This is a genomic window from Pseudomonas sp. SDO5532_S415, from assembly GCF_054071155.1.
The window spans coordinates 53,422-66,391 of record NZ_JBSVWS010000004.1 but is presented as its reverse complement, the minus strand read 5'-3'; the positions used below and the strand labels follow the sequence as shown (position 1 = coordinate 66,391).

The following is a 12,970-nucleotide window of genomic DNA, read 5'->3' as shown; positions in this document are numbered from 1 at the left end:
ACCCATGACCGGATTTACCCGCAACGTTCTGACCTTCGTCGCCCTCGGACTGACGCTTTCCAAGGCGATAGCCGCCACCGATGACATGCAGGGCATGGACCACAGCCAGATGGACCATAGCCAGATGCAACCCATGGACGACGGCCAGATGCAGCCCGCCGCACCGACCGAAAGCCGCACGCCCATCCCGCCGTTGACCGACGCCGACCGCGCCGCCGTCTACGCCAGTCCCCATGGCCATACCGTGCACGACAGCGCGCTCAACACGTTCTTCCTCGCCGACAAGCTTGAATGGCAGGACGCCGATGACGGCAGCACCCTGGCCTGGGATCTGTCAGGCTGGATCGGTGGCGACATTGATCGCCTATGGTTGCGCTCCGAAGGCGAGCGCACCAACGGCAAGACCGACGACGCCGAAATCCAGGCGCTCTGGGGCCACGCCATTTCGCCGTGGTGGGACGTCGTGAGCGGCGTGCGCCAGGACTTCAAACCCGGCGCCCCGCAAACCTGGGCCGCCTTCGGCGTGCAAGGCATGGCGCTGTACAACTTCGAAGCCGAAGCCACCGCCTTCATCGGCGAAGGCGGCCAGAGCGCGGCACGGCTGGAGGGCGACTACGACATCCTGCTGACCAACCGGCTCATTCTGCAGCCGACCGCCGAGCTCAATTTCTACGGCAAAAACGACCCGCAACGGGGCATCGGTTCCGGGTTGTCCAACAGCGAAGCCGGCCTGCGCCTGCGCTACGAGATCCGCCGGGAATTCGCGCCGTACATTGGCCTGACCTGGAACCGCACCTACGGCAAGACCGCCGATTACGCCACAGACGAAGGCGAGGACCGCAGCGAAGCACGCCTGGTACTCGGCGTGCGGATGTGGTTCTGAACCCATTGATCCAATAACCAACAATTGACCGCTTCGAGCGGCAAGAGGCCTTGCATGCGCATGTTCAAAACCACCATCGTTGCCAGCGTATTTTCAACCGGCCTGCTACTGAGCGCCCTCGCCCAGGCCCACCCGAAACTGCTCTCGTCCACCCCTGCCGAAGGCACGGAAGGCACCGCGCCGGGGACCATCGAACTGCACTTCTCCGAAAACCTCGTGACGCAGTTTTCCGGAGCGAAACTGGTCATGACCGAAATGCCTGGCATGGCTCATGCCCCCATGCCCATGAAGGCCAAGGTCAGCGGCGCCAGCGACCCGAAAACCATGCTCATCACCCCAGCCTCACCGCTGCCTGCCGGCACCTACAAAGTCGAATGGCGCGCCGTGTCATCGGACACCCACCCGATCACCGGCAACGTCACGTTCAAAGTGAAATGATCAATGAGCGAACTGGCCAACATCGCCCTGCGTTTTGCGCTGTACTCGGATTTGATGCTGCTGTTTGGGGTAGCGCTCTTTGGACTGTACAGCCTTAAAGGACCGGAACGGATATCGGGGGCGGTGTTGCCGTTTCGCTCGCTATTGACGGGAACCACCCTCCTCGGTGCGGTGCTGTCCGTTGCCGGCATGGTTTTGCTGGCAAGTGCCATGAGCGGTGAAACAGACTCCGCAGCACTGCGCCCGCACATGGAAATGATGGTCCGGGAAACGGAAGTCGGGCTGGCCTGGACGGTTCGGATCATTGCGCTGGTTGTCGCTGGAATCGCCATGCTGCTCCACCGGCGCGCACCCGGCGTCAGCTTGCTCGTTGCGACGCTTGCTGGCGGCGCCGCCCTCGCCTCCCTGGCCTGGAGTGGCCACGGGGCGATGGATGAGGGCATCTGGCACTTCACGGCGGACATCCTGCATTTGCTAGCGGGTGGCGCCTGGCTGGGTGCGCTGGTCGCGTTTGCCTGGATGTCACGGACTGCTGCATTGCAAACCGAAGATCGCATTCGCCTGCTGGCCCACGCCGTCACCCGGTTTGAATCCATCGGCGCAGTCATCGTTGTTGTCATCGCGGTGAGCGGGGTTGTGAACTACCTCTTCATCGCCGGCCCGAAACTGTTCCTCAATACTTACGGGGTTTTACTGTTCGTCAAAGTCGCGCTGGTCGCCGGCATGCTCGTCCTCGCCGCGCTGAACCGCTTTCATTTGGGGCCGACGCTGGAGCGTTCATTGCGGGAGGGGCAGTATCGAGTGGCAGCGAATGCGTTGCGGCGCAGCGTCATGGTGGAATTGACGGCAGCGGTGTTGATTGTGGGATTGGTGGCGTGGCTCGGGACCTTGAGTCCAGGAGCGGAAATCGGCGACCTGTAAAGGAAGAAGCCTGACATTTCACCTGTGGCGAGGGAGCTTGCTCCCGCTGGACTGCGCAGCAGTCCCATTCAGGGGAGCCACTCATTTTTTAAACCCCTGAAAGTTTCACTACACTCCCACCCTTCAAAACCACGCCACCACAAAAGCCCAATAACAATGAAAAACATCAACTGCACCCTGATGCTCAGTGGCCTGCTCGCACTATCCCTAGGCGCCCAGGCACAAGAAACCCCATCGCACCTGGACAGCGTCATTCAACAAGGCCAACTGCGCGTCTGCACCACGGGCGACTACAAACCCTACACCTACAAAGCCGAGGACGGCGAATACTCAGGCATCGACATCGCCATGGCCCGCTCCCTGGCCGACAGCCTCGGCGTCAAGGTCGCATGGGTACAAACCACCTGGAAAACCCTGATGCCCGACATGCTCGCCGGCAAATGCGACATCGCCATGGGCGGCATCTCGGTCACCCTGGAACGACAGAAAAAAGCCTTCTTCAGCACCACCCTCGACGTCGACGGGAAAATCCCCCTGGTGCGCTGCGAAGACCAGGCGCAGTACCAAACCATCGACCAGATCAACCAGCCCACAGTCCGCCTGGTCGAACCGGCCGGCGGCACCAACGAAGCCTTCGTCCACGCCTTCCTGCCCAAGGCGCAACTGAAACTGCACGACAACGTCACCATCTTTCAGGAACTGCTGGATAAAAAGGCCGACGTGATGATCACAGATGCCTCAGAAGCGCTGTACCAGCAAAAACTCAAACCGGGATTGTGTGCGGTCAATCCGACGCAGTACATGCAATATGGGGAAAAGGCTTATCTGCTACCGCGGGATGACATGACGTGGAAGTTGTATGTGGATCAGTGGCTGCATCTGGCCAAGGTGACAGGGAATTATCAGAAGGTGTTGGGGCAGTGGTTGGCGGTGCCTGAAGATAAGTAACGAACATCAAAAGGGCACTCGCTCAGCTGTTCATTCAAATCATCTTTAGGCCAGCAAGAAATCTGTGGCGAGGGAGTTCACTCCCGCTGGGCCGCAAAGCGGCCCCCTGCGCCTGTGCAGACAGACTGCGTTATCCGTGCCTGCAACTGCTGCGCAGGGCGCCCTTCTCCATTGCAGCGTTAAACGATTGGCAGCCAATCAGTCGTCGTGCAGCAAACCCGAGCTGTACTCACCAAAGCTATTGCCGAGCGCACTGCCATGGAAATTCATCTTGTCAGGGTTGTTGGTGGGCCCCGGGCCAAAGCCGCTGGACGGTACGCTTTCTTCGGAATAACGGTTTGCGGTACTCACCCCGGAACAAGCGCTCAACAGCACAGCACCGGCAATTAGCGTGGCTTTGGCGAGGTTTGAAATCATTGTCGGTGTCCTGTCGGGTGGAGGTGTGTTGGTTTGGATTTATGCCTTCATCCTAGGCTGTGGGGCGGGTGGGGATTATGAAACTTTGCTGGGGGACAGCGTTAGTTCAGGTGGGGTGGTTTCTCCAATGAATAGGGCGTCCCTAAGGGCGCCCTATTCTTTTACAACCGTGCACTCATGCACTCACGGGCGGGTCGACATTATCCAGTGCCCTATTCACCAACAGCTCTCCAACGACCGCCAACTGCTGAATCGACAACGCCAGACTGCGTGGCGAGCCTTCGAGCTTACAGGCCAGATCTGTAGTGAGGACGTTTAGCGACGCCAGCGTTTCGCAAGCGTGACAAAGCAAGGTTTCAGTGTCGACGTTAGGCACGATGGTAAAGACGTGGCAGATGGGATCGGCGTGATTCGGATTGCGTAAGCGCTTGCTGACAACACGATGACTGGCTTCGGAAAGCTGGTCGAGATCGGAAGCGGTTGGCGCTTCGGGAGGATCGGGCGTTATTTTTTTCATCGTTTGCGTTCCTAGAATTAATTAAAGGAACTGCCAGCATCACTTCCACATGATAGGTGGCAGCTGTGCGCAGGTGTGGAAGACCGGGGATCTAGGAACCCGGCGCACCCGAAAGTGCCCCGCGCACAGCCGCCATAATTTAACAGCAGACATGAAAAAAGCGCCTGCTTAAATTCAGGTGGCGCCTATGCGCCTAGATCTTGTGAAGGGCTTCCACACCCTTGTCGCTGAATTTGCAGCGACGGGGGGGAAGGTTATCTGGGTGGTTGAGGGGGAAACAAGATGGGTGAATTCGACAGAGATGGCGGGAAATTTCCTACATTTTGGGTGATTTCATCAACATGAGGTTGTTGGCATTGTTCGATGATGGATTGGAACTACTGAACAAAAGAACCTTTAAAACAAGACTTAAGGAAGCATTCGCTTACGTCTGTACCATTTATGTACCACCGGGATTCATTCGGTTTTTGGCGTGTTATAAGGTCTGGAACGTTTCATCTATAGCGATTTAGATAGGTCGCTCTGGGTCAGTGACGGTCACCTCCGCGGACCAGAAAGAGTCGGCATTATATTACCGAATTTACAGGCTCCTCCCAAGATAACCGGAATTTTATTGCTGAAAATTAGTGATTGACCCACAATAATCGGCATCATAATTCCGATTGGGTTGCGTGCATCATGTCAGGGCATATCACTATCCAGACATACGTTGAAGGCCAATGGCGCGATGCCATGATGCTTTCTACGTCGGATCCTCAGAAGATTGAGGCGTCGCGCTGCAGTGTGTCTTACGATCAGCACTACTTGGTCGAATTCATCGACAGGTTAGAGACGATGTTCGAACCAGCTGTCAGCGTTAATCTTCCACTGACCTGGAGCCCTGTTGATAGCAAGGGATACCCCCCGTTTGTATACGACATCATGCCGGCTGGCGCCGCGCGTAAGTCGCTAATAAAACGTTTCTCTGGCGAAAAACCCGATCAGATGGACTTGGATTTTTTCCTTCTAGTCCGCTGCACGCCCTCGCCTATTGGGCACCTGCGTGTGAAGGAGTCTTTCGAGCACATTGATCAGGCCCGTAAGGAGGCCTTCCCTCGCAAGGAAGTAGTGGACAGAACAAATGACTTCCTTGAGTACGCCTATGAATCAGGTGCTGCTCTAGGCGGCGCTACAGGTGCCCAAGGAGAGGCTCCAAAGCTGATCATGGTTGAGGGGATAGATGGGGCTCTTTACGCTGATGCCATGCTTCCTGACGAACTTGCTTGCCGCCATTGGCTAGTGAAATTTGCGCGCAACCAGGCCACTGAACGCGATAAGAATATCCTGCGGGCCGAGTACCACTACTACAAAGCCGTCTCACAGCTTGGTTTGAATACAATATCTACGGACGGGCTTGTGCTTGAAGAAGCCGATAAGCCGAGCTTATGGATGCCACGCTTTGATCGGCGAGTTAACAACGGTGAAGTGGAAAGGATACCGGTCGAGTCGATTTACTCGGTGTGTGGAAATACGACTCCCGGTTCTAGGATGAATCATGAGGACGTAATCCACCGCCTGATCAATCTATGGATTACGAATGGGCAGAATGGAGAGCTTGAGGAATTGGTTTTCGAATACCTGCGGCGCGATCTGCTTAACCGTATCCTCGGAAACTCGGACAACCATGGCCGCAATACGGCTATTTTCAGACATCGAGGCAGATTTGAGCTGGCACCGATCTACGACCTCGCTCCTATGGTGCTTGACCCCGAAGGTATCACTCGAGTAACCAAGTGGGAATCTGAGCACAAGGGAAGTCCGGACTGGAGAGCGATCTGCGGTTTTTTTCAGAGTTTAGTTAGCCCTGATGCGCTCTTTGAGCGTTTGCTCGGAGCAGCAGAGGCGTTCCGAGCTTTGCCGGATCTGCTGGTCGATCTTCCACAAGAAGTGAGACAAGCCCACTCTGTCCCCCTGAACAAGTTGGATATGCACTTGGCTGATTGGGGTCTTCAATGAATGCGATCACACCAGAGTTTCGCAAGAAGCTGATTGAAGACATCATGCAGCAGCATGATATGGGAAATGAAACCTTGGGAACCTCTATTCGCCGACTACGACTTGAGGTGACCGGTTTCGATCAAGACACCTTTGCTACTATGTGTAACATGTCGACCAAGGCCTTGTATCTGATCGAAAATGACAAGGGAAATCCGACCATCTCTACCGTCGAGTCCATCCTGAGGAAGTTCGGGCTGCGCTTAGGGTTGACCATGAGGGTCACAACGACTTACACACCGCCATTAGGGCAGCACAAACCTGTATCTAAAACACCTGCTCGCGGCTCTAGTCCTCAACGGACGTATGCGGGTCAGCTAAGTAAAGTTACTTCTCGCAGGGCTGCTGCACAGACCAAGATCAAGGATGGTGATAAGGACCCAACCAAATGAGTGGATGGTCTGTTTCGGAACCAGAAGTTAAGAGCTAACGCTCACATATCGGAGCTAAAACTCGATCGGACCGAAATCAGCCAACGGGAAAAAAGCGGGAAAAAAGGGAAAAAAGGGGAAAAAAGGGGACAGATTTATTTTTCAATCACTGTCCGCTTTTGGCTGTGGATTCAACCGGTCGACGCAACAGATTGGCTAAATCATTCAGCGGGTGTCGTCTTCCGACACATAAGCTTGCAGCGAGTCGAGATAGACGGTGGTGCTGGCGCCAAAGCAGATCGACCCGCAGCACCTAAGGCCTGGCTTGCCTGGAACGGCCGCCCAGGATTACTTCAGTTTCGCCAACATGGCCACGGCGACTGCCTTGGCCGACTGTGGGTTCTGACCGGAAATGACTTCGCGGTCTTCGATCACGTTCTCGCTCCATGGCTTGGCTTCGGAGAAGTTAGCACCGGCTGCCGTCAGGCCATCCTGCGGGAACAGTTTCATATGGCCGCCGCCGAGGAAGCCTTTGGCCAGCTCCTCTTCCGCGTCGGTGAAGGCGGTGACTTTGTAGCCCTTGTAAATCCAATTGGCTGGCGCTGCCGGCTGTTTACCCGATTCCAGCGCGGAGACAAAACCGTGCGCGTCCGGGATCGCCGACAACATGGCTATGGTGCCATGGCAGGTGAAGCCGGTGATCTTGCCTTTCTCATGGAAGTTGGTCAGCAGTTGGCCCAGTTGTTTGTCCTTCAGCAGATCCTGCATCGGGATATGGCCACCAGGCACGAATACGGCATCGAACTTGTCGTAGCCGATTTTCTGAACTTGCGCAAAGCTGATTGCTGGCGAGTTGCTCTTCGAGGTCAGCTTCAGCGTGTCCAGCAGCGCGAGACCTTCCTGGCGGGCCTTTTCATCGCCGCCCCAGAAGCTCACATCATTGGATTTCTGGTCTGCAGTTGGCGCCTTGCCGCTCGGGGTGGCAAATACGACGGTTTGACCCGCAGCGATGAAGGTCTGCACCGGTTGCATTAATTCGTTCAGGAAGAAACCTGTTTGCATGACCTTGCCGTCTTTCAGGTCCAGTTGATCCTGATCCGACAGTACAACCAATACCGTGCCGGCGTTGGCATAGTTAGCGGCAGCGGCTAACAGGGCGGCAATAATGGTTTTTTTCACGCGATTCTCCAATAGGAATGAGTTGATGGAGCCATCCTATTACTAGAGCAAACTGAGATAGAGCCCCTGAACTGAATTTCACTTATTACATTGAGTAATCAATAGGCCGATGGCCACCTTTTGCGAAGGGTTGCAATGGGTCGACAGTAGCCTTTGATGTATGGCTTAACGCGGGGCAACTGGATAGAGATTCGCCCCCCCTTCAAGCTCCCCTCTGGTCCGCTGTAGACCGTAAAAAACGGCCTTCTATAAATCTTCCCGAGGCGTACTGCGGCCTGTTGTGGCCCTAGATATGCCCTAGCCCGCTCCCGCTTTCGCAGCGCCACATCAGGAAAAAGCGGAAAAAGGGGACAGCGGAAAAAGGGAAAAAGGGAATAGATGTATTTGTTCGCACCAGTCCCACCAATTGCCCACTAACCTTTCGTTCAAATGCTCAGAACACCGCCTTTAAGACTCCCCCAAGCCCCATCCCCCCATTCCTGTTAAACTCCCCCACCTCCCAGCCTCACCGATTCCAGATCCCCAATGCCCGTAACCACCACAACACCCGCCCCACTCTCCCGCCGTTTCTCCGTCGCCCCGATGATGGACTGGACTGACCGCCACTGCCGTTTCTTCCTGCGCCTGCTGTCGAAAAACGCCCTGCTCTACACCGAAATGGTCACCACCGGCGCACTCCTCAACGGTGATCACGACCGTTTCCTGCGCCATGACGAAGCCGAGCACCCGCTCGCGTTGCAGTTGGGCGGCAGTGTGCCGCTGGATCTCGCGGCGTGTGCGCGCATGACCCAGGACCACGGTTACGACGAGGTGAATCTGAATGTCGGCTGCCCGAGTGATCGGGTGCAGAACAATATGATTGGCGCGTGCCTGATGGGGCATCCGCAGTTGGTGGCCGATTGTGTGAAGGCGATGCGCGATGCGGTGTCGATTCCGGTGACGGTGAAGCATCGCATCGGGATTAACGGGCGAGACAGTTACGAGGAGTTGTGCGATTTCGTCGGCACGGTTCGCGAGGCCGGGTGCACGAGTTTTACTGTGCATGCGCGGATTGCGATTCTGGAGGGGTTGTCGCCGAAGGAGAACCGGGACATTCCACCGTTGCGTTATGACGTGGCGGCGCGGTTGAAGGCGGACTTTCCGGAGTTGGAGATTATTCTCAACGGCGGCATCAAGACGCTGGAGGCCTGCCATGAGCATTTGCAGACCTTTGACGGGGTGATGCTGGGTCGTGAGGCGTATCACAATCCTTATGTGATGGCTGAAGTGGATCAGCAGCTGTTCGGCAGTACGGCACCCGTCATCACGCGTGCCGAGGCGCTGGCGCAGTTGCGGCCGTATATCGCTGCGCACATCGATGCGGGCGGTTCGATGCACCACATCACGCGGCATGTGTTGGGGCTGGGCACCGGCTTTCCGGGGGCGCGCAAGTTTCGGCAGTTGTTGTCGGTGGATATTCACAAAGCCAAGGAGCCGTTGGCCTTGCTGGATCAGGCGGCACAGTTGCTCGAAGGGCGTTAGGGAGTAATCTGCACCCGGTTGCGGAGTTCGCAGCCGGGTGCACATCTTCAGACCGCCGCTGCTTCAGTCCAGTTGATCCAACCGAATATCCAGGTCGCCAGGATCAGCAGACCGAATGCGATCCGGTACCAGGCGAACGCGGCGTAACTGTGGTTGGCGATGAACTTGAGCAAGCCACGAACAGCGATCATGGCGAACAGGAACGCGGTCACGAAGCCGAGGGCAAAAACTGGCAGGTCGTCGGCCTGGAACAGATCCCGGTATTTGTAGCCGGAATAGACGGCGGCCCCCACCATGGTGGGCATGGCCAGGAAGAACGAGAACTCGGTCGCGGCCTTGCGTGACAGGCCAAACAGCAGCCCGCCGATGATGGTCGATCCTGAGCGCGAAGTACCCGGGATCATTGCCAGGCATTGTGCGAAGCCGACCTTGAGGGCGTCCGGCCAGCGCATATCGTCGACATGATCGACGTACACCACATGGTTTCGCTCTTCGGCCCACAACATGACGATACCGCCCACCACCAATGCCATCGCCACGGTGATCGGATTGAACAGGTATTCGTGAATTTTATCGGCGAACAGTACCCCCAGAACAACGGCCGGCATGAAGCCGATCAATAGATTCAAGGTAAAGCGCTGCGCATTGCGTTGGGTGGGTAAACCGCTGACGACTTCGAGGATCTTGCTTCGGAACTCCCAGACAACCGCCAGGATGGCGCCCAGTTGAATAATGATATTGAACGCCATTGCGCGTTCACCACCGAAGTCGAGCAAGTCCGCGACAATAATCTGGTGCCCGGTACTGGAGATGGGCAAAAACTCGGTGAGCCCTTCAACCAACCCTAAAAACAACACCGATACAGTGGTCCACAGATCCATCAATCCCCCGTTAGACCCTCACGATAATCGCATGAAGGGCCTGTTGACTATTCAAACACCTTGAACTCATTGCAACAGGGCGCAAATCAATCCTGACAATGACCACCTGGCGAACGCGAGAGTAGAACGCACTAAGCTGCGCATTAAAACCCTTTGTTATCAATTGTCCATCACCCTAACTAACAGAGAAAAAGTTATATATCCCCAATCAGAGCGAAACACTTCTAGCAAAAAAAAGCCTGAGCTTATGCCAAAAAAATCAAAGTTTCAGCGGCTGATCACTTCCGATAATAATTTACAATCGACACCCGCGCTCAGCCAAGCGTCAAGCTTATGGCGCCAGTAAACCGGGATATCGGGAAAAAGATGGCACAATGATATGCCGCTTGAATCAGGAAGATCGAGCTGGTGAGTTCTTCACACCTAACCTCAAGAACGCAAACGATCACGTCCAATCCACCTGCGATGTTAAAAAAACCTGTCGATCACATCAAATTTCGATGAAATGTTACCAATTGTCAGTCACAAATGAGAATCGGTGCTTTAACATCCAAACGTCAGCACCCAGCCGAGTCATAGCATGATGCTTACAGGGACCAAAACGATCTCAATTCACAATCAAGTAAAGGAGCAGACAGGGATTCTCACCATTGGGCGGACCCACATGCTGGCGGACGAGTTCAGAGAATTAGTCACCAGGCACGCAGGTTCCAATATACCCGTAGTGGCAACGTGCTACAGCAAATTGCTCAATAGATACCAGCACCCGGAGTTGTACCGTGCGATTTTTGTGATTATTGATAGTCCACAGGCGATTATCGACAGCATTGCGCTGATCGAGGATCTGCGCTCCGACAATATGGGCTCGATCATTTTTGCGGCCATCACGGGGCCAGGCACCTACAACAAGATGAAATATTATCTTGCAGGCGCCGATTACTGCATCAAGTTCACCGGTACACCGGAGGAAAGCACCGAGGTATTTTCCGGAATTTTCAGTAGCCCGGAATGGCAGAAAAAAGACATTTTGCTTTTAGACCCCACGCGCATGTGCCTCATTGGGGACGATAAAAAACTGGATGTATCGTTTGCGGAAATGCAGATTCTTGAGGCGTTCTCTCAAACGAAAAGCCACATTTTGAGTCATGATGAAATCGCCAACGTCATGGGCCTTAATATAAATTTTTATGACCCAAGAGCCTTGGAAAAATCGATCAGCCGCCTTCGCGGCAAGATAAAAGGCATGTATGGCACCAACGCCATTCAGAGTATTCGCGGGCATGGATATCGCTTAATCAGGGGCTTGATTTCTACAACCTGATGACTATGCAACGGAGTTTTTGCATTATGAACGCAACTGAATGCGTGCCTCGCTTTGAGCGTGCGAATCACTATTTGTCTCGACAATTGATTCTTACACGCGATGACTGCCCCTTTGGCAGCGAGATCAGAATAAAATCTGACGACAGTCAGTTCCTGTCCGCCCTTGCCTCTTACGCACCGGCGACGAATGAGATGAGTGCCATCTACAGTGAAGCGCTGATGCAGACCCGTCTGATCGCCTTCTCGCTGAAAGATCGCAATATCTCCAGCCAAAACAAATACCTCAGTCGCCGCTTTGTCTGCCTGGAGCAGTCAGCGCTCGCCGACGCCGCTCTCACTGAAGAGCTGATCCAGTGCAGCGAAGCCCTGCGTGGCTTTGGCCAGACACTGGTGGTCGCATTAAATGAACTCCCCCTGCCAGCGGTTAACTTCAGCGATAAAAAGAAGATTCTCCACAACGTGTATCTACTAAAAGATCACGGCATCGAAATCGCGCTCGATGGTTACAATATCTACGATGAAAGTATCGAGATATTTACAACCTTGAATCTATTTGACTATATCAAGATATCCATATCGGCCCTAGACTTGAGCCTGAAGCTCACGAGCAACCCGGAACTTTTCAATCGCCTCTACGAACGCATGACCGCCCAGGCTCATAACACCAAAGTCTGTTTTATAGCGGACAGAGTCGAGCATGCCGCCAGCCATGTACTGGCGCGAGCGTTGCCCTTTGATTACTTTCAAGGGAGCCATTACTCCCCTGCCGACAACCTTTAACCAATAAATCAGGCGTGCAATTCAGGAGAGCGACATGGAAAGCAGTACAAACCTCCCGAGAAAATATTTTGTCGTAGTAACCCATAGCCCCGCACTGCAACTTGAGCTGGAGGCACTGTTATCGAGCAAACGCTACAACTCGTTTGGTACTTCCCAGGCAAAAATGTTCGTTGAAGGCGTGACCCCACCCTCCTCAGCCCCCAAACTCATGGAGTTTATTTACCCGCACGTGGAAAGAATGGTTTCGCCTGTTATCAAGCATGATACACAGCGCATTCTTTCGACGTTCAATTCCCAGTGGCAAGCGGTTCAGCCTACTACTCAGCGCATCAACATCACCTCGTTTGCAGAGCAAGCCAAGGATGACGCCCCGGATCGTTCCGCCGACGAAACCTGGCGCTTGAGCAATGGCAACGGCGCATTGATCAAGGATGATATCGAGATTGTCCTGACTGGCCTGGAAGCCGCGCTGCTCAAGAAAATGCTTCATCATGATGATCGCGTGGTCAGCAAAGACGATCTTATCCGCAGCATCGGCCGAGAACCTGAACACTATCGAGGTCTCGAAATGTGCCTGAGCCGACTGCAGGAGAAGTTCAAGAATGCCAGCAATGGCGAACGACTATTTCGGGCAGTCAGAAATCGTGGCTATTGCCTGATACAAAAGATCGTACGCGGGAAAAGCCTGACCTGAGCTAACAAAATGCTCACACTGGCCGTGCACTACAATAACAATAACGCACACCGGTTCCCCTCC

General features: G+C 54.7%; 14 protein-coding genes. 10 read left to right on the top strand and 4 right to left on the bottom strand.

Going from position 1 to position 12,970, the window contains the following annotated elements:
* Nucleotides 1-4: 4 nt before the first annotated feature.
* The 4 genes from ACW9HW_RS03045 (at nt 5) to ACW9HW_RS03030 (ending at nt 3,190) form a co-directional block, all read left to right on the top strand.
* Nucleotides 5-883: a copper resistance protein B gene (locus tag ACW9HW_RS03045; protein ID WP_457398247.1), complete on the top strand. Its 879-nt coding sequence runs from the start codon at nt 5-7 to the stop codon at nt 881-883.
* 54 nt (nt 884-937) lie between these two features.
* A complete protein-coding gene (copC, locus tag ACW9HW_RS03040; RefSeq protein WP_457398244.1) occupies nt 938-1,321 on the top strand; it encodes a copper homeostasis periplasmic binding protein CopC in 384 nt (127 codons plus the stop codon).
* A 3-nt stretch (nt 1,322-1,324) separates the two neighbouring features.
* Nucleotides 1,325-2,242, top strand: coding sequence for a copper homeostasis membrane protein CopD (gene copD, locus ACW9HW_RS03035; RefSeq protein ID WP_457398241.1), 918 nt, complete (start codon nt 1,325-1,327; stop codon nt 2,240-2,242).
* Between the two features lie 156 nt (nt 2,243-2,398).
* On the top strand, nt 2,399-3,190 hold the full coding sequence (locus ACW9HW_RS03030) for a transporter substrate-binding domain-containing protein (protein WP_457398238.1): 792 nt from the start codon (nt 2,399-2,401) through the stop codon (nt 3,188-3,190).
* Between the two features lie 198 nt (nt 3,191-3,388).
* Here the strand turns inward: ACW9HW_RS03030 and ACW9HW_RS03025 are convergent, their stop codons facing one another.
* On the bottom strand, nt 3,389-3,607 hold the full coding sequence (locus ACW9HW_RS03025; RefSeq protein ID WP_457398235.1) for a hypothetical protein: 219 nt from the start codon (nt 3,605-3,607) through the stop codon (nt 3,389-3,391).
* A 175-nt stretch (nt 3,608-3,782) separates the two neighbouring features.
* On the bottom strand, nt 3,783-4,124 hold the full coding sequence (locus ACW9HW_RS03020) for a DUF6124 family protein (protein ID WP_457398232.1): 342 nt from the start codon (nt 4,122-4,124) through the stop codon (nt 3,783-3,785).
* A gap of 678 nt (nt 4,125-4,802) precedes the next feature.
* Here ACW9HW_RS03020 and ACW9HW_RS03015 point away from each other — a divergent pair.
* Both ACW9HW_RS03015 and ACW9HW_RS03010 read left to right on the top strand, forming a co-directional pair.
* Nucleotides 4,803-6,119, top strand: coding sequence for a type II toxin-antitoxin system HipA family toxin (locus ACW9HW_RS03015; RefSeq protein ID WP_457398229.1), 1,317 nt, complete (start codon nt 4,803-4,805; stop codon nt 6,117-6,119).
* Nucleotides 6,116-6,550 (top strand): helix-turn-helix domain-containing protein, encoded by a 435-nt coding sequence (locus ACW9HW_RS03010; RefSeq protein WP_457398226.1) that lies wholly within the window; start codon nt 6,116-6,118, stop codon nt 6,548-6,550. Before ACW9HW_RS03015 ends, ACW9HW_RS03010 begins: the two co-directional genes overlap by 4 nt.
* A 327-nt stretch (nt 6,551-6,877) precedes the next feature.
* On the opposite strand, the gene ACW9HW_RS03005 is transcribed toward ACW9HW_RS03010, so the two are convergent.
* Nucleotides 6,878-7,708, bottom strand: coding sequence for a type 1 glutamine amidotransferase domain-containing protein (locus ACW9HW_RS03005; protein ID WP_457398223.1), 831 nt, complete (start codon nt 7,706-7,708; stop codon nt 6,878-6,880).
* A 525-nt stretch (nt 7,709-8,233) separates the two neighbouring features.
* On the opposite strand from ACW9HW_RS03005, the gene dusA reads away from it, so the two are divergent.
* Nucleotides 8,234-9,229: a tRNA dihydrouridine(20/20a) synthase DusA gene (gene dusA / locus ACW9HW_RS03000; RefSeq protein WP_457398221.1), complete on the top strand. Its 996-nt coding sequence runs from the start codon at nt 8,234-8,236 to the stop codon at nt 9,227-9,229.
* A gap of 47 nt (nt 9,230-9,276) precedes the next feature.
* Here dusA and ACW9HW_RS02995 read toward each other — a convergent pair whose 3' ends face one another.
* On the bottom strand, nt 9,277-10,110 hold the full coding sequence (locus tag ACW9HW_RS02995; RefSeq protein WP_095196955.1) for an undecaprenyl-diphosphate phosphatase: 834 nt from the start codon (nt 10,108-10,110) through the stop codon (nt 9,277-9,279).
* Between the two features lie 580 nt (nt 10,111-10,690).
* On the opposite strand from ACW9HW_RS02995, the gene ACW9HW_RS02990 reads away from it, so the two are divergent.
* The 3 genes from ACW9HW_RS02990 to ACW9HW_RS02980 are packed head-to-tail and all read left to right on the top strand — an operon-like array spanning nt 10,691 to nt 12,907.
* Nucleotides 10,691-11,431, top strand: a complete 741-nt coding sequence (locus ACW9HW_RS02990) for a winged helix-turn-helix domain-containing protein (protein ID WP_457398219.1) — start codon at nt 10,691-10,693, stop codon at nt 11,429-11,431.
* Between the two features lie 26 nt (nt 11,432-11,457).
* On the top strand, nt 11,458-12,213 hold the full coding sequence (locus ACW9HW_RS02985) for an EAL domain-containing protein (RefSeq protein ID WP_457398217.1): 756 nt from the start codon (nt 11,458-11,460) through the stop codon (nt 12,211-12,213).
* 34 nt (nt 12,214-12,247) lie between these two features.
* Nucleotides 12,248-12,907, top strand: coding sequence for a winged helix-turn-helix domain-containing protein (locus ACW9HW_RS02980; RefSeq protein WP_457398215.1), 660 nt, complete (start codon nt 12,248-12,250; stop codon nt 12,905-12,907).
* The last annotated feature ends 63 nt before the right edge of the window (nt 12,908-12,970 follow it).